The organism is Nisaea sp. (assembly GCF_040217065.1).
Classification (GTDB): domain Bacteria; phylum Pseudomonadota; class Alphaproteobacteria; order Thalassobaculales; family Thalassobaculaceae; genus Nisaea.
In genome coordinates this window covers 43939-59265 of the sequence record NZ_JAVJNX010000004.1, presented here as the reverse complement: position 1 = coordinate 59265, position 15327 = coordinate 43939, and the positions used below count along the sequence as shown (strand labels likewise).

Here is a 15327-nt window from a genome sequence, read left to right as displayed (position 1 = left end):
TGACCGGATAGGGAGTGCTCGGCTTCTGCCCCAGGCGGCGCGGGAATTCAACCCGAAAGGCGCTCTATCCTGCCGTCGATCTTGCCTGCAAAACCAGGTGCGAGAAGAAATGCTGAATCCGGAAAGGCTGTCAACGAATGAAAGACAGTACATAAAAAAGCGCAAAGAGAGTCCTGTTGGTTTCAGCAGTCGACACTTCGTCTCATTCCTCGGCCAAAGGGGAATGAAAAGCGAAAATTGATCGCTCGATGTCATATTTACACAACAGCGCCTGCGTAGGCTGCGGATGCAAACAAGCGCTTCGGCGGCAAAAAACAGCAGCCCGGGAAGATGAGGCCTGAGCAAGGTCACTCTGCCGACAAAACGTAGAAAAGGTGAGATATGACAAACGTGATCCGTGCAGCTGCGATGGCAGCTGACCATGAAATGTCCTTCGACGAATGGGATGAGGCGACCAACCCGAGCCCGGACGTTTGCGGTTTCGACATTGTTGTGGAAAAAGCGATGAGCCGCCGCGGCTTTCTTGGCGCGCTGACAGTGTTCGGAGCGGCCAGCTTCCTGATGGGGACCTCGGCACTGACACCGGCGCAGGCCGCATCGCGGCTGTCTTTCAAGCAGATCGCCGCCAATACCGAAGACACCATCACGGTGCCGGAAGGCTATAGCTGGGACGTTGTCGTCTCGTGGGGCGATCCGCTCTGGTCCACGGGCGTTGCTTTCGACGATGCGACCCGCGGTACCGCGGAGAGCCAGGAGCTGTCTTTCGGTGACAACAATGACGGCATGGCGTTGTTCGTCGATGGCAGTCGTCACGTGCTCGCCGTGAACAACGAATATACGAACCGTCCGATCATGTACGGCAACCGTGAAAGCATGCTGCCGGAAAACGCCGACGATGTGCGCAAGGGCAAGGCGGCGCACGGCGTGTCCGTCATGGAAATCGTCGAGCAGGACGGCAAATGGGCGACGGTCATCGATTCCCCGCTCAACCGCCGGATCACCGCCGACAGCCCGATGGAAATCACCGGCCCGGCGCGTGGCCATGATCTGCTGAAGACCGAAGCCGACCCGAGCGGGACCATGTCGCTTGGCACCTGGAACAATTGCGGCAATGGCCGGACGCCGTGGGGCAATTATCTTGCTTGCGAGGAAAACTTCAACGGCTACTTCTCCTCCAGCGACGAGAATTACAAGCCGAGCGCGGAGCTGTCCCGTTATGGCGTGAAGACCAAGGATTGGGGCTATGCCTGGGCCACAATCGACGAGCGGTTCGACATCTCCAAACATCCGCATGAGCCGAACCGGGCCGGCTATGTGGTCGAGATCGATCCGATGGATCCTGCCTCGACACCGAAAAAGCGCACCGCCCTTGGCCGATTCAAGCACGAGAACGCGGAAGTCGTCGTCGCGGCCGACGGCCGGGTCGTCGTCTATATGGGAGACGATGAGCGCGGTGAATTCATCTACAAATTCGTCTCGGACGGCGTCTATGCGATCGGTGGCGACAATTCCGACCTGCTTGAAGACGGCGTGCTCTTCGTTGCCAAATTCAACGAAGACGGAACCGGCGAATGGCTCGCTTTGACACCGGAAACAACGGGCATGTCCGAAGCGGAGATCTGCATCCATACCCGGATCGCGGCCTCGAAAGTCGGCGCCACCACGATGGACCGCCCGGAATGGGTCTCGGCCCATCCGAAAAAGGCAGAGATCTATTGCTGCCTGACCAACAACAAGAATCGCGGTGTGAAACCGAATGCCGGTGGCGACGCCACTCCGGCTGTCGGCCCGAACCCGCGCGAGAAGAACAATTACGGTCAGATCGTCCGCTGGCAGCCGGAAGGCGGCGACCATGTCGCGAGCGGTTTCAACTGGAACCTGTTCGTGCTTGCGGGCAACCCGACGGTTCATTCCGACGCTTACGCGGGTTCCAAGAACATCAATGCCGACAACATGTTTAACTCCCCGGACGGTCTTGCCTTCGACAGCACCGGCCTGCTCTGGATCCAGACGGACGGCAGCTACAAGAACGAAGGCGACTTCGCGGGTATGGGGAACAACCAGATGCTGGTGGGCGATCCGGAAACCGGCGAGATCAAACGGTTCCTGGTCGGCCCGAAGGAGTGCGAGGTCACCGGCATCACCTGGAGCCCGGACCGCAAGACCCTGTTCGTCGGCATCCAGCATCCGGGCGAGAAGGGCGACAGCCACTTCCCGCGCGGCGGCGACACGGTTCCCCAGTCTTGTGTCATTGCCATCAAACGCAATGACGGCGGCCTGATCGGCTAAGACCGGCGAAGTACGAATAGGACGGCCGGCTGCCGACGCAGCCGGCCGTTTGCTTTTGATATCTTCTCGAAGCCGGGCGATCTGCCGGTTAGGGTGTTTCGTCCCGTAACGGCTCTCCGGTCATTCCATGAAAAAAATCGAGTATTTCTACGCGGCCTATTCCGGCTACGCCTATATCGGCTCGGCCCTGTTTCAGGAGATCGCGGCGAAGGCAGGCGCCGTGGCGGTGCGCAAGCCGATATGCCGCGCAGCCATGACCGGATAGGGAGTGCTGGGCTTCTGCCCCAGGCGGCGCGGGAATTCAAGCCGAAACGCATTTCAGGTCGGCGGGCAGGGAAGTGGCGGGTCAGGTGAAGCCCGTGCTTCGGACCCGTTGATGCTTTGCGTCGGTGATCCGCAGCCGGCGACAAACCCAGTGCCCGGGTCTGTGGAGCTGCCGCGTTCAAGGTATTTCCGGCGCGGCCTCCGGGCTGATCGATCCGGTTTTGGCGGATCCTCGTACTTCTCCCTAGGCGGGTTCTGAGGGTGCGGGCAATGGCGGGTGATCTGATTCTGGTTCTCGGGGACCAACTGACGCCGCGGCTTTCCGCGCTCCGCAAGGCCCGCAAGGGGCGCGATCTGGTGCTTATGGCCGAGGTCGCGGAGGAGGCGACCTACGTCCGGCACCACAAAAAGAAAATCGCCTTCCTGTTCTCCGCCATGCGGCATTTCTCGGACGAGCTGCGGGACGCGGGCTGGGACGTCGAGTATGTGCGTCTCGACTCGGACGCGAACACGGGATCGCTCGGCGGAGAGGTCGGGCGCGCCGTCCGGCGTCACGGGAGCGGTCGCGTCCTGGTAACCGAGCCGGGGGAATGGCGCCTGCTTCAGGATATGCGCGGGTGGCAGGAGCGGCTAAGCGTGCCGGTGGAGATCCTGCCCGACGACCGCTTTCTGGTTTCGAAAGAGGAGTTCGCGGCGTGGGCCGACGGACGCAAGCAGTTCCGCATGGAGCATTTCTACCGCGGGATGCGGCGCCGGACCGGCTTGCTGATGGAGGGGGACGCGCCATGCGGCGGGTGCTGGAATTTCGATGCCGAGAACCGCAAGCCGGCCGCGCCGGACCTGTTCATGCCGGAGCCGCACCGCGAGGAGCCGGACCGGACGACCGGCGAGGTGCTCGATCTGGTCGAGGAGCGTTTCGCGGATCATTTCGGCGATCTCCGCCCGTTCTGGTTCGCTGTCACCCGCGCCGGGGCGGAAGCCGCCCTCGCGCATTTCATTTCGGTGGCCTTGCCGCGTTTCGGGGATTTCCAGGATGCAATGCTGCGCGGCCGGAAGTTTCTCTATCACGCTGTAGTCAGCCAATACATCAATGCGGGCCTGCTGGACCCGCTGGAGGTCTGCCGCAAGGTCGAGGCGGCGTATGCCGCGGGAGAGGTACCGCTGAACGCGGCGGAAGGCTTCATCCGCCAGGTCATCGGCTGGCGGGAATATGTCCGCGGGATCTACTGGCTGAAAATGCCGGACTATGCGGACATGAACTTCTTCGGGGCCGCACGTCCTCTGCCGGAATTCTACTGGACGGGTAAGACCGATATGGCCTGCCTTGCCGCCGCGATAGGGCAGACGCGGGAAGAGGCCTATGCCCACCATATCCAGCGCCTGATGGTCACCGGCAATTTCGCCATGCTTGCCGGGATCGAGCCGCGCGCGGTGCATGAATGGTATCTCGCCGTTTATGCTGACGCCTATGAGTGGGTCGAGTTGCCGAACACTCTGGGGATGAGCCAGTTCGCCGATGGCGGGCTGCTCGGCTCAAAACCCTATGCCGCCGGCGGCAACTACATGAACAGGATGTCCGACTATTGCGGCACCTGCCGCTTTGACGTGAAGCGAAAAACCGGCGCCGGTGCCTGCCCCTTCAACGCGCTTTACTGGGACTTTCTCGTCCGCAACCGTGCCCTGATCGGTGACAATCCTCGGCTCGGGCAAGTCTACAGGACATGGGACCGGATGGCGGAGGAGAAGCGCGCGGCCTATCGCGAGAGCGCGGCGGTCTTTCTCTCCGGGTTGCGATGAACGGCGGTCTTCACAGCTCGCCGGCAGCGCTCCGAGCAGTAGCGTACCTCGTCCCAGACCCGGGCCCATTTCTTGCGCCAGGAGAAGGGGCGGTCGCAGACGGGGCAGGTTTTTTCCGGCAGGTCGCTCTTGCGGCGCATTCGGGTCTCCAGGTCGTGACGGAACGGTACTGCCTTTACGGTCGAGTGTGCGACCGGGATCACTCGCTCATCTTGCGTCTCGCGGACCGCCCGCCCCGAGTCTAGTATGGCGGCGGTACCCTGCTGCTTCGGAGACGAGATGAAGACGATCGAATATTTTTATGCGGCCTATTCCGGCTATGCCTATATCGGCTCGGCCCTGTTCCAGGAGATCGCGGCGAAGGCGGGCGCCGTGGTGGTGCATCGGCCGTTCTTTCTGCGCGATCTGGTGACGGCGCGCGGCAATGCGGAGCGGGTGCGCGAGGAGACGTATGTTTCATACTGGTTTGGCCGTGAAATCGGTCGCTGGGCGGAATATCGCGGCGCCCGAACCATCAAACGGCGGCCGACCTACCATCATGAGTCCTACGACATGGCGAACCGGATGCTGATCGCCTGCGGGGAGACCGGGGCGGCGACGGATCGTCTGGCGCATGGCTTTCTCGAAGCGCACTGGGCCGACGATGCGGATCTTTCGAACCGGCACACCCTGCTCGCCATTGCTGCTTCAGTGGGGCTCGATGGGACGGCACTGTTCGAGGCCGCAGGTGCGGAGGAGATCGACGCACAACACCGCGCGAATACCCGGGAAGCCATCGACCGGGGCTTCTTCGGCTCGCCCACCTATGTCGTCGACGGCGATCCGTTCTATGGCCAGGACCGGCTGGAGCTGGTGGCGCGAGCATTGGAAAAGCCCTTTGCGAACGACTGGACCCTGCCTGCCTAGGCCAGTTCCGAAGGATCTGTGCCGGCGCAATTAAATGTGAAGCCTGCGTTACAATTGCGGTCTTTTGATCTGTGTCAATGGCCAGCCCCAGGGGACTGTACAGTCTCCCGGCCATGACAAAATATCTGTTCGAGCAAGAGCTGAATTTTCCGGACGGTCACCATCACTCTGACGGCCGCCTGAAGATGCAGTGCCGGGATGTAAGCTTCTGGTATGGCGAAAAGCAGGCGTTGGACCGGGTCAGTCTTGATCTCTACGATCGTGAGGTCACCGCTTTTATCGGGCCTTCGGGATGCGGTAAGTCGACCATGCTGCGGTGCCTGAACCGGACCAACGAAATCCTGCCGGGGACCCGTCTCGAAGGCACAATTACCCTGGACGGTCAGGATATCTACGATCCCGCACTTGATCCGACGGAGGTGCGTCGGCGTTTCGGCTGGGTGGCACAGAAACCGAACCCGTTTCCTTCCTCGATCTTTGACAATGTCGCGTACGGTCCGCGGATCCGCGGCATGGTCTGGGAACGCGAGGATGTTCAAAATACCGTTCAGACGTGCCTGGAACGGGTCGGTATGTGGGAGGAAGTGAAGGACCGGCTTGCGGAGCCGGGCACGGATCTCTCCGGTGGACAGCAGCAGCGGCTCTGTATCGCCCGCGCGATTGCCTATGAGCCGGACGTTATTCTGATGGACGAGCCCTGTTCCGCGCTGGATCCCCACGCGACCGACCTGATTGAGCACTTGATCGGCGAGTTGAAGGCCGATTTCACCATCGTCATCATTACCCACAATATGCAGCAGGCGGCCCGGGTTGCCCAGCGCACCGGGTTCTTCCATCTCGGTGAGCTGGTAGAGATTGGCGACACGGAGACGCTGTTCAACGCGCCGGACGACCACCGTTGCCGGGATTATATTGGCGGGCGCTACGGTTGATTGTTCCGGCTCGCGCTCGCCGGATCACCGCTGCGAACGTTATGGCAAGGCCAGCACCCAGCACCCACCAGGCTGGTCGAATGCCAATCCCGAAATCGAATTGCGACTGGAGCATTACCGGGAGCGGGACGTTATGTTTGAGCGAGATGCCGATACTCTCGCCGATGCCTGTCAGCAGCGCCGCACCGACCGCTAGAAGCACCAGTCCCACGACTGCCGGATCGCCAAGGCGCCAGCACCATAGCCGATATAGCATCAGCCAGGTGAACAGCCCGCTGAACAGGATCGGCTCGGTCACGTCGTTCTTGGATTGCAGGAAGAAATGCACCAGCGCCAGCAGGCCGATCGGATAGACCAGCTTGTGCAGGAGCTGCCAGCGCTTGCCGCCGAGGCGCCGTATCATGCCGTCCGTCGACGTCGCGGCAAGGGCGGCGAGGGCGAGCAGGGCGACGAAACCGATGGTCAGATAGAAGCGCAGGATGATTTCACCCGCGACCTTGGGCAGGTCCCAGGATTGCTGGCCGGTATAAAGCAGCAGATGCAGCATGACCGTGAGAAAGACGCTGACGCCGATCATCCGGCGTACCGCGAACAGCCCGTTCCAGCGCAACGCCCGGCGCAGCGGCGTGACGGCCAGCGATGCCAGCAGGAAGACCACGGACCACCAGCCGACCCGGCCGATGGCCTCTTCCCATGGGCGGGGGCCGAGCGTGCCGGCCTGGCTGTCGTAAAGCAGCAGCAGGGCCGGGGCCAGCAGGGTCAGGAAAGTAATGAGCTTCGCGCTCGAGATTCGTCCGGTCCGGTCTGTCCAGGGCAGATAAACGGCAAACGGACGGCTCATCCGGCGGCTGCCGGTAACAACGCTCATGCGGGACTCTATCCTTGCCTTGCCTGAAACCGAAAACGGGGCGCGTCGGGAAAAGCTGGTTGGTTTCTCCTCCCCTGCAAACGCACTATTCCGTGATCGGTGCCACCTTTATGCGGGCTGAGGATGCCCGAAGGTTCAACTGATTGAAGGCTGGAGCCCCAGACATGCGAGGGGCTCGTCCTGCCCGCATGACACCGGGCGCCGGAACTTCGAGAGCCTTTGCAGACGAAGACCAGATTGCCACGGTGCTGTCAGGTCAGGGTGAGCGGATCTGCGACACGCTTGAGCGCCAGAGCTCAAGGAACAGGGATTTCTTCTGCGCATCAAGACCGACCAGGAGAACCGGAGAGAACTTGATCGGCCTCAGGCTTGAGGCCGGCAAGTTCAGGCTGTTGCTTCCGTCTTCCCCGGAAAACTCAATGATCAGATGACCTTCGGTGAGAGCGGCCCTTCCGGCAGGCGCGAGTGCGAAATCTATGAACCGCCGGGCACCGTCGAAGTTCCCGCTGCTTTTCGGAATGAGAGCTGCGCGGGACAGCAGGAGCGTATAGTCGGTCGGGGCGACAACCCCGATCCTGTTGTCTTCGGCGGCGCGCAGCAGGGCATAGGATCCGAGCAGATTGTAGGCGATGAGAAACTCACCGCTGGCGACCCGGTCGATGATCTCGGCGGAACAGCAGGTGGCCACCGCATGATTCCGGCCGAAGGTTTCGATCAGGCGGCCGAATGTGGTGGCCTGCTGGGCATCGGCAAAGGCAAACAGGTACCCTAGGCCCGAACGCTCGATATCATAGGTCGCGACCCGTCCCGTGTACCGGTTGCCCGGTTCGCGCAGGAGCCGGAACAGGTCGAACCGGGAATGCGGCACATCCGGTTTCGGAACCTTGTCGCGATTGTAAACGATGACCGCCGGCTCGCGGGTCAGTCCGAAGACCTCGTTGCGCCAGACCGCCCACTCGGGAAGGGTGTCGGTGACCGCGGAGCGGTATCTTCGGGCACATCCGTCATTGGCCAGTTTGACCTGCTGGTCGATCGAGGAACTGATCACCAGGTCCGCGCTTCGGCGACCTTCGCGGCAGGCTGCAACCGCGCGGGTGTATATGTCGTTGGTGCTCCATTGTTCGTACCGGATGGCAAACTGCGGGTTCTGCGCGGCAAAGGCCTCGAGGAGAGGGGTGAAGGGCGTGACATCCGTCGATCCCTCGATGACCATATAGGTTGATGCGGCGTCCCGGTCGGGTCCGTACAGGGCAACAGCTTCCTGCGCCTGGAGGGCGCAGGGCCAGAGAAGGAAGATGAAAAGCAACCGGATCATTCGCGCGCGCCCTTTCCCGGCGGAAGGATGAGCGAGACGGCGAATGTTCCGGGAGCCGGCCGCGAGAAGGCCAGCGTGCCCGCATGCGCTTCGGCCACGGACCTGACAATGGCGAGCCCGAGGCCGGCGCCGTCGATATCGGTCCGACCGCCCCGGGCGAACCGGCGGCCGAATTCGGGCCACAGGGCCTCCGGAATGCCCGAACCATGGTCGATCGCCTGGAGGGTGGGAGTGGGGGTTCCCCGAACACAAAGGGTGACGGGAGGGAGCCCGTACTTGAAGGCATTGGTAACGAGATTCTTTGTCGCCTCGACGAGGGTGAGCGTGTCTCCCGTGATCCAAACCGCATCCTGCGGCAGATCCAACCGGAGATGCGCCGCCGCTTCGGCATCATCGTGATCGATTTCTTCCGAGGCGGCGATCGCGATCTTTCTCAGATCGAGTCGCGTTCGCGCCACGGCGTCCGCGCGGTGAATCACGAGTGCACGGCTCAGCAACTGGTCCGCCAGCCGGGAGAGGCCGCGTGTGCGTTGATGGATTCGCTTGATGATCTGACGCAACTGCTCCGGGTCGGTCTCGTCGCTGGCGAGCTCCGCTTGTGCCCGGAGAGCGGCGATCGGGGTGCGCAGCTGGTGAGTCGCGTCCGCGATCATGTTCTGCATTGCGTCAACGCGGCGCGCGAGGCGTGACATGAAATGGTTTATGGCGCCGACCATCGCTTCGACTTCCCTCGGCGCCGCAACCTCCAGCGGCGTCAGGTCGACGGATTCCCGGCGCCGGAGGATGCGCTCAATGCGACGCAGCGGCTGTAGCGAGGAGGCGACGGCGACCATCGCCAGAACCACGAGCATGCCGCCGGAAACCAGGAGAAGGACCAGTGCCTTCTGGGCGATGTTCCAGGCAAGCGCGGAGCGTGCACCGGTGGTCTGCGCGACGATCACGCGGACATTGCCTGAATATCCGGGCTCGGCCATACGCCGGGTAACGGATGCGAGGCGGATCTTCGACGCGAAGATCTCGCCATCGTAAAACGCGACTGTCGCGCCCATGGAAGTCGGGGCCGGCAATGTCTCGTACCCGGTAAGCGTTATCCCCTCTTCGGTCATCACCCGGTAGAAAACACGATCGTCCTGTGCAAGAGCGAGGATCTCGAATGCGGCAACCGGCAGGTCGACAAACGGCTTGCCGTCGGCGACGGCAATGGCGCGCGAGATCTCGAAGGCGGCGCCCGCCAGAAGCTTGTCATAGGCCTCGTCGGATGCCTGGCGTCCATAGGCCAGTGCAGCGAGCATGACGACGATTCCGCCACCGAGCAGTACAAGAATGATCGTCGCCGCAAGCCGCGTTGTGATCGATGGGCTACGCATCGCTGTTCACGGTGAGTTGGTAGCCGAGGCCGCGAAGGGTGCGGATCGACAATCTGGATCCGTCCAGCTTCTTGCGCAGCCGGGCCACATAGAGCTCGACAGCATTGATCCCGACCTCTTCTTCGTCGAATGCGAACATGCGCTCGAAGATCTTGTCCTTCGAGAGCACCCGTTCCGGATCGCTCATGAATACCCGAAGGAGGGCAAACTCACGGCGGGTGAGGGTCAGTGCGGAGCCGGCCATTTCCACCACCTGCTTGGCCGGGTCGAGGGTGACGTCGCCGTGCGTGAGGACCGTCGGCCGGGGCTCTGACTGGCGCCGATAGAGTGCGCGCACGCGGGCTTCCAGTTCGCGCAGATCGAAGGGTTTCATGAGATAGTCGTCGGCACCGATATCGAGCGCCTCGACCCGGTCATCGACAGCAAGTCGTGCTGTCAGCATCAGTACCGGGAATTGGCGGCCGGACCGGCGCAGGGTGCGCAGCAGATCGACCCCCGACCCGTCGGGCAGATTGATGTCCAGGATCGCAACGTCGTAATCCTGAACCGCCAGCGCGGCTTCCGCCGCATCACGGCTCGCCGCATGATCCACCGGGTAGCCGGCACGCCCGAACGCGATCACGATCGCCTCGGCGACATCCTCGGTGTCTTCGACGAGCAATACGCGCATCGGCTGTCTCGATTCTCGCATTCGTGCATTATTTGCCCAGCATGGCGCCTGCCACGCCCGAAATCCAGACGCCAGGCCCGCGACAGGTTGGTGACAGGTTGATGGAATAGGATCGCTGCGGTTTTAATGAAGGCGGGAAAGACCTTCACCCGCCATTTTCCTGGGAGGAAAGCTATGAAATTCTTTCGTTTTGGATCTCCGTTAGCGGTGGCTGCGATGATGTCGCTTGCCGGTTTCGGCGGTGCGCAGGCGGCTGAGAAAGTCGTCGATTCGATCCACTTCCTGATCCCCGGCGGTGCCGGCGGCGGTTGGGACGGCACTGCGCGCGGGACCGGCGAGGCGCTGACCAAGTCGGGCATTGTCGGCTCTGCATCCTATGAGAACATGTCCGGCGGCGGTGGCGGCAAGGCGATCGGTTTTCTGATCGAGAATGCCGAGTCCAATCAGGGTACCCTGATGGTCAATTCGACGCCGATCGTCATCCGCTCCCTGACCAAGGTGTTTCCGCAGAACTTCCGGGATCTTACGTTGATTGCGGGCACCATCGGCGATTATGCGGCCTTTGTGGTCAACAAGGACAGCACGCTGAATTCCTTCACCGATCTGGTTGCTGCCTACAAGGCGGACCCGCGAAAAGTGGCGATCGGTGGCGGTTCCGTACCTGGCGGCATGGATCATCTGGTCGCGGCGATGGCCATGGAAGCGGCGGAGACCGATCCGACGGCGGTGAAGTACATTCCCTACGACGCGGGCGGCAAGGCGATGGCGGCATTGCTCTCCGGCGAGATTGCGGCTCTCTCCACCGGCTTTTCCGAAGCGGTTGCGTTGGCAGAAGCCGGTGAGGTGAAGATCATTGGCGTTACCGCGCCAAAGCGTGTTCCAGCCTTCAAGGACGCCCCCACGCTGAAGGAGCAGGGTATCGACGTTGAATTCGTCAACTGGCGCGGGTTCTTCGCTGCTCCGGGTCTGCCCGAAGAGACCGCCAACAAGTACCGCGCGGCGCTTGCGGCGATGTACGACACTCCGGAATGGGAAGAAGTGCGGGCTCGCAATGGCTGGGTCAACATTCACAATTCCGGCGATGATTTCCGCAAATTCCTGGAGAAGCAGGAAAAGCAGGTCGGGGATCTGATGAAAAAGCTTGGTTTCCTGTGATCCGCACGCCGGGTCCGAAGAAACAATAACTTCCTGTAAAAGGAAGAGCTGTTGCGGCGAAGCCTCCGGGCTTCGCCTGCACGCACTAAAAGGGAGGACGAGATGCCGCTCGATAAATGGATCGCCGCGCTCTTTCTTGCCGGAGCCCTGCTTTACGGCTTCGCCGCGTTCGAATATCCGCTGTTGCCTTTCGAGCGGCACATGTCGTTCAAGCCGAACACCTGGCCGACGGTGCTGAGCGTTGCCGCTGTCATTCTTTCGTTTCTGATTCTGGTGTCTCCGCGCAAACCGGCCGCCGAGGGCACCGCGCCGGAAATCGACCTGTCCAGGCTCGGCGATTACAAGGTCGGCCAGGCGCTCCTGATCGTGCTCTCGATGATCCTCTTTGCGGTTGCCCTGCGCCCTGTCGGGTTCCTTGCCGCGACGACGCTGTTCCTCGTTGCGACGGGCATGATTCTCGGTGAACGAAACTTCAAACTGCTCGTCCCTGTCGCGATCGGCGGAGCCGTCTTCGTCTGGCTGGTCGTGCAGGAGGCGCTCGGCATCTTCCTGCGTCCATTTCCCAGTCTCATGAGCTGAGGAGGCTCCGATGCTTGACGGTATTCTGCTCGGCCTTGACGCCGCATTCTCATTCCAGAACCTGGTCATGGTCGTTCTGGGGTGTCTGCTTGGCACCTTCATCGGCATGTTGCCCGGGCTTGGCCCGATGTCCATAATCGCCATCATGATTCCGGTTGCCATCAAGATCGGCGATCCCTCCGCCGCACTGATCCTGCTGGCCGGGGTCTATTACGGCGCCATCTTCGGCGGCTCTACCTCCTCGATCTTGATCAACGCGCCCGGCGTGGCGGGAACTGTCGCGACGTCCTTCGATGGCTATCCGATGGCGCGCCAGGGAAAGGCAGGCAAGGCACTGACCATCGCCGCCATTGCCTCCTTCTCCGGCGGCACGATCGGCGCATTGCTGCTCATGGGCTTCGCGCCCATGCTGTCCTCGGTTGCGTTGCTATTTCATTCGGCCGAATATTTTGCGCTCATGGTCGTGGGGCTCTCGGCGATTGCCGCCTTCGCGGGCTCGGGAAAGATCCTGAAGGCACTGATGATGACCGTTCTGGGCCTGATCCTGGCCACGGTTGGCGAGTCGGCCCTGTTCAACGCACCCCGCTTCACGATGGGCATCATGGATCTGCAGTCCGGGCTCGGCTTCATCACCTTGGCAATGGCGCTGTTCGCCCTGCCGGAGGCGATCTACCTGATCCTGGACCCGAGCCGTGGTGGCAATAACCAGGGCGGAAAGATCAAGGACCTGCGTATCACCCGGGAGGAGGCAAAGGCGATTGCTCCGGTGATCGGCCGGCAATCCATTCAAGGCTTCCTGATCGGCGTCATGCCGGGGGCCGGCGCCACGATCGCCTCCTTCCTCGGCTACGCGGTCGAGCGCAACATCGCCAAGGGCGCGGACCAGGAGGCTTTCGGCAAGGGATCGATCAAGGGGCTGGCAGCGCCGGAAGCGGCAAACAACGCGGCCTGTACCGGTTCCTTCGTGCCGCTTCTGACGCTGGGCATTCCGGGCTCGGGCACCACCGCGATCCTGCTCGGCGCCCTGATCGCGCTGAACGTGCAGCCAGGGCCGAGGCTGATGATCGACAACCCGGATATCTTCTGGGCCGTCATCATCTCCATGTATATCGGCAACGTGGTGCTGCTGATCCTGAACCTGCCTCTGATACCCTACATCGCCAAGCTGCTGACGGTACCGCGCAGCTACCTGATCCCGTTCATTCTCTTCTTCACCCTGATCGGCGCCTACATTGGCCAGAATAACGCAACGGAACTCCTGATTCTGGTCGGGCTCGGCGTCTTCGCGACCATTCTCCGTGCTGCCGACTATCCGCTGGCCCCGCTGCTGATCGGTTTCATCCTCGGCTCCATACTGGAGAACAACTTCGCCCGGGCGATGAACCTCGGGGACGGCCCGGGCTTCATTGTCGAAAGGCCTATGACCCTTGGCCTGCTGGTCATCGGCGTCGGGCTGATCCTGTTGCCGACATACCGGCGCTGGCGGCAGGGCAAGGCGGCTTAGCGGCCGAGAATGCCCGGCAGATTGAGTTGATGTTCCCGGGCGCACTCGATGGCGATCTCGTAGCCCGCATCCGCATGCCGCATGACGCCCGTCGCCGGATCGTTCCAGAGCACCCGCTCCAGCCGCCGGTCGGCATCCTCCGTGCCGTCGCAGGCGATGACCATGCCGGCATGCTGGGAGAAGCCCATGCCGACTCCGCCGCCATGGTGCAAAGAGACCCAGGTGGCGCCCGAGGCGGTGTTCAGGAGAGCGTTCAGCAGCGGCCAGTCGGAGACCGCGTCTGAGCCGTCCTTCATCGCTTCGGTCTCCCGGTTCGGGGAGGCGACGGAGCCGCTGTCCAGATGGTCGCGGCCGATCACCACCGGAGCCTTCAGCTCGCCGTTCCGGACCATCTCGTTGAAGGCAAGGCCGAGCCGGTGCCGGTCGCCGAGGCCGACCCAGCAGATCCGCGCCGGCAGCCCCTGGAAGGAAATCCGCTCCCGCGCCATGTCGAGCCAGTTATGCAGGTGCGTGTCGTCCGGCATCAGCTCCTTCACCTTGGCGTCGGTCTTGTAGATATCCTCCGGATCGCCGGAGAGGGCGCACCAGCGGAACGGGCCGACGCCCCGGCAGAACAGCGGGCGGATATAGGCGGGCACGAAGCCGGGGAAAGCGAAGGCGTTCTCAAGCCCCTCCTCCAGCGCGACCTGGCGGATGTTGTTGCCGTAATCCAGCGTCGGCACACCCTGGTTCCAGAAATCCACCATGGCGGCGACATGCACCTTCATCGAGGCGCGCGCGGCCTTCTCGACTGCTTTCGGATCGCTCTCCCGCCTGGCGCGCCATTCGGCGACGGACCAGCCCTGGGGCAGGTAGCCGTTGATCGGATCGTGCGCGGAGGTCTGATCGGTGACGATGTCCGGGCGCACGCCGCGCTTGACCAACTCGGGGAAGATGTCGGCGGCATTGCCGAGCAGGCCGACGGACTTGGCTTCGCCCGCCGCCGTCCAGCGCGCGATCATCTCCAGCGCCTCATCGAGGCTGGTGGCCTTTTCGTCGACATAACCGGTACGGATACGGAAATCGATCCGGGTCTCGTCGCATTCGACGGCAAGGCAGCAGGCCCCGGCAAAGACGGCGGCGAGCGGCTGGGCGCCGCCCATGCCGCCAAGCCCGCCGGTCAGGATCCATTTGCCCTTCAGGTCGCCGCCATAATGCTGGCGCCCGGCCTCGACGAACGTCTCATAGGTGCCCTGCACGATGCCCTGGCTGCCGATATAGATCCAGGAGCCGGCCGTCATCTGGCCGTACATCATCAGGCCCTTGCGATCGAGCTCGTTGAAATGCTCCCAGGTGGCCCAGTGCGGCACCAGGTTGGAGTTGGCGATCAGGACGCGCGGGGCGTCCTTGTGGGTGCGGAAGATCCCGGCCGGGCGGCCGGACTGCACCAGCAGGGTCTCGTCTTCTTCCAGGTCCTTCAGGCTGGCGACGATCCGGTCGAAATCCTCCCAGGTCCGGGTGGCCCGGCCGATGCCGCCATAGACCACCAGCTCATGCGGGTTCTCGGCCACGTCCGGATGCAGATTGTTCATCAGCATCCGCAGCGGCGCTTCGGTGGTCCAGTGCTTGGCGTTCAGCTCCGGGCCGGTCGGCGGGAAGATGTCGCGGGCATTCTTGCGTGGGTCACTCATGATTTCGGCTC

14 protein-coding genes are annotated in these 15327 nt (G+C 62.5%); 8 read left to right on the top strand and 6 right to left on the bottom strand.

The window, feature by feature from the left end:
- Positions 1–408 precede the first annotated feature (408 nt).
- From RH950_RS01825 to RH950_RS01815, 3 genes are all read left to right on the top strand, one after another.
- A complete protein-coding gene (locus tag RH950_RS01825) occupies positions 409–2289 on the top strand; it encodes a PhoX family protein (protein ID WP_350053114.1) in 1881 nt (626 codons plus the stop codon).
- Positions 2290–2416: 127 nt separating this feature from the next.
- Positions 2417–2554, top strand: coding sequence for a hypothetical protein (locus RH950_RS01820; RefSeq protein ID WP_350053112.1), 138 nt, complete (start codon positions 2417–2419; stop codon positions 2552–2554).
- A 269-nt stretch (positions 2555–2823) separates the two neighbouring features.
- Complete coding sequence (locus RH950_RS01815; RefSeq protein ID WP_350053110.1) at positions 2824–4350, top strand: cryptochrome/photolyase family protein; 1527 nt, start codon at positions 2824–2826, stop codon at positions 4348–4350.
- Here RH950_RS01815 and RH950_RS01810 read toward each other — a convergent pair.
- Entirely contained in the window at positions 4308–4490 is a 183-nt protein-coding gene (locus tag RH950_RS01810) for a DUF2256 domain-containing protein (protein ID WP_350053108.1), read from the bottom strand. The two genes, RH950_RS01815 and RH950_RS01810, sit on opposite strands and share 43 nt — an antisense overlap.
- Before the next feature lie 139 nt (positions 4491–4629).
- Here RH950_RS01810 and RH950_RS01805 point away from each other — a divergent pair, with 139 nt between their 5' ends.
- Both RH950_RS01805 and pstB read left to right on the top strand, forming a co-directional pair.
- Positions 4630–5256, top strand: coding sequence for a 2-hydroxychromene-2-carboxylate isomerase (locus tag RH950_RS01805; protein ID WP_350053106.1), 627 nt, complete (start codon positions 4630–4632; stop codon positions 5254–5256).
- A 185-nt stretch (positions 5257–5441) separates the two neighbouring features.
- On the top strand, positions 5442–6188 hold the full coding sequence (gene pstB, locus RH950_RS01800; RefSeq protein WP_350054238.1) for a phosphate ABC transporter ATP-binding protein PstB: 747 nt from the start codon (positions 5442–5444) through the stop codon (positions 6186–6188).
- Here the strand turns inward: pstB and msrQ are convergent.
- The 4 genes from msrQ to RH950_RS01780 form a co-directional block, all read right to left on the bottom strand.
- Positions 6133–7056, bottom strand: coding sequence for a protein-methionine-sulfoxide reductase heme-binding subunit MsrQ (msrQ, locus tag RH950_RS01795; protein ID WP_350053104.1), 924 nt, complete (start codon positions 7054–7056; stop codon positions 6133–6135). The two genes, pstB and msrQ, sit on opposite strands and share 56 nt — an antisense overlap.
- A gap of 256 nt (positions 7057–7312) precedes the next feature.
- Positions 7313–8371 (bottom strand): ABC transporter substrate-binding protein, encoded by a 1059-nt coding sequence (locus tag RH950_RS01790; protein ID WP_350053102.1) that lies wholly within the window; start codon positions 8369–8371, stop codon positions 7313–7315.
- Entirely contained in the window at positions 8368–9738 is a 1371-nt protein-coding gene (locus RH950_RS01785; RefSeq protein WP_350053100.1) for a sensor histidine kinase N-terminal domain-containing protein, read from the bottom strand. Before RH950_RS01785 ends, RH950_RS01790 begins: the two co-directional genes overlap by 4 nt.
- Positions 9731–10408, bottom strand: coding sequence for a response regulator transcription factor (locus RH950_RS01780; RefSeq protein ID WP_350053098.1), 678 nt, complete (start codon positions 10406–10408; stop codon positions 9731–9733). The genes RH950_RS01785 and RH950_RS01780 overlap by 8 nt, the downstream gene beginning before the upstream one ends.
- Positions 10409–10624: 216 nt before the next feature.
- Between RH950_RS01780 and RH950_RS01775 the strand changes: the two genes are divergently transcribed.
- The 3 genes from RH950_RS01775 (at position 10625) to RH950_RS01765 (ending at position 13646) form a co-directional block, all read left to right on the top strand.
- Entirely contained in the window at positions 10625–11563 is a 939-nt protein-coding gene (locus RH950_RS01775; protein WP_350054236.1) for a tripartite tricarboxylate transporter substrate binding protein, read from the top strand.
- Positions 11564–11665: 102 nt separating this feature from the next.
- Positions 11666–12142, top strand: coding sequence for a tripartite tricarboxylate transporter TctB family protein (locus tag RH950_RS01770; RefSeq protein ID WP_350053096.1), 477 nt, complete (start codon positions 11666–11668; stop codon positions 12140–12142).
- Positions 12143–12152: 10 nt separating this feature from the next.
- Positions 12153–13646 (top strand): tripartite tricarboxylate transporter permease, encoded by a 1494-nt coding sequence (locus RH950_RS01765; protein WP_350053094.1) that lies wholly within the window; start codon positions 12153–12155, stop codon positions 13644–13646.
- Here the strand turns inward: RH950_RS01765 and hutU are convergent.
- On the bottom strand, positions 13643–15316 hold the full coding sequence (hutU, locus tag RH950_RS01760) for a urocanate hydratase (protein ID WP_350053092.1): 1674 nt from the start codon (positions 15314–15316) through the stop codon (positions 13643–13645). The genes RH950_RS01765 and hutU overlap by 4 nt on opposite strands.
- Between the last annotated feature and the right edge of the window lie 11 nt (positions 15317–15327).

Bases quoted from the DNA above. Each gene is read 5' to 3' on its own strand.
- RH950_RS01815 (WP_350053110.1), top strand. From the start codon at position 2,824: ATGGCGGGTGATCTGATTCTGGTTCTCGGGGACCAACTGACGCCGCGG.
- RH950_RS01775 (WP_350054236.1), top strand. From the start codon at position 10,625: ATGATGTCGCTTGCCGGTTTCGGCGGTGCGCAGGCGGCTGAGAAAGTC.
- RH950_RS01790 (WP_350053102.1), bottom strand. From the start codon at position 8,371: ATGATCCGGTTGCTTTTCATCTTCCTTCTCTGGCCCTGCGCCCTCCAG.
- hutU (WP_350053092.1), bottom strand. From the start codon at position 15,316: ATGAGTGACCCACGCAAGAATGCCCGCGACATCTTCCCGCCGACCGGC.
- RH950_RS01765 (WP_350053094.1), top strand. From the start codon at position 12,153: ATGCTTGACGGTATTCTGCTCGGCCTTGACGCCGCATTCTCATTCCAG.
- msrQ (WP_350053104.1), bottom strand. From the start codon at position 7,056: ATGAGCGTTGTTACCGGCAGCCGCCGGATGAGCCGTCCGTTTGCCGTT.
- RH950_RS01805 (WP_350053106.1), top strand. From the start codon at position 4,630: ATGAAGACGATCGAATATTTTTATGCGGCCTATTCCGGCTATGCCTAT.
- RH950_RS01770 (WP_350053096.1), top strand. From the start codon at position 11,666: ATGCCGCTCGATAAATGGATCGCCGCGCTCTTTCTTGCCGGAGCCCTG.
- RH950_RS01780 (WP_350053098.1), bottom strand. From the start codon at position 10,408: ATGCGCGTATTGCTCGTCGAAGACACCGAGGATGTCGCCGAGGCGATC.
- RH950_RS01810 (WP_350053108.1), bottom strand. From the start codon at position 4,490: ATGCGCCGCAAGAGCGACCTGCCGGAAAAAACCTGCCCCGTCTGCGAC.
- RH950_RS01785 (WP_350053100.1), bottom strand. From the start codon at position 9,738: ATGCGTAGCCCATCGATCACAACGCGGCTTGCGGCGACGATCATTCTT.
- RH950_RS01825 (WP_350053114.1), top strand. From the start codon at position 409: ATGGCAGCTGACCATGAAATGTCCTTCGACGAATGGGATGAGGCGACC.
- pstB (WP_350054238.1), top strand. From the start codon at position 5,442: ATGCAGTGCCGGGATGTAAGCTTCTGGTATGGCGAAAAGCAGGCGTTG.
- RH950_RS01820 (WP_350053112.1), top strand. From the start codon at position 2,417: ATGAAAAAAATCGAGTATTTCTACGCGGCCTATTCCGGCTACGCCTAT.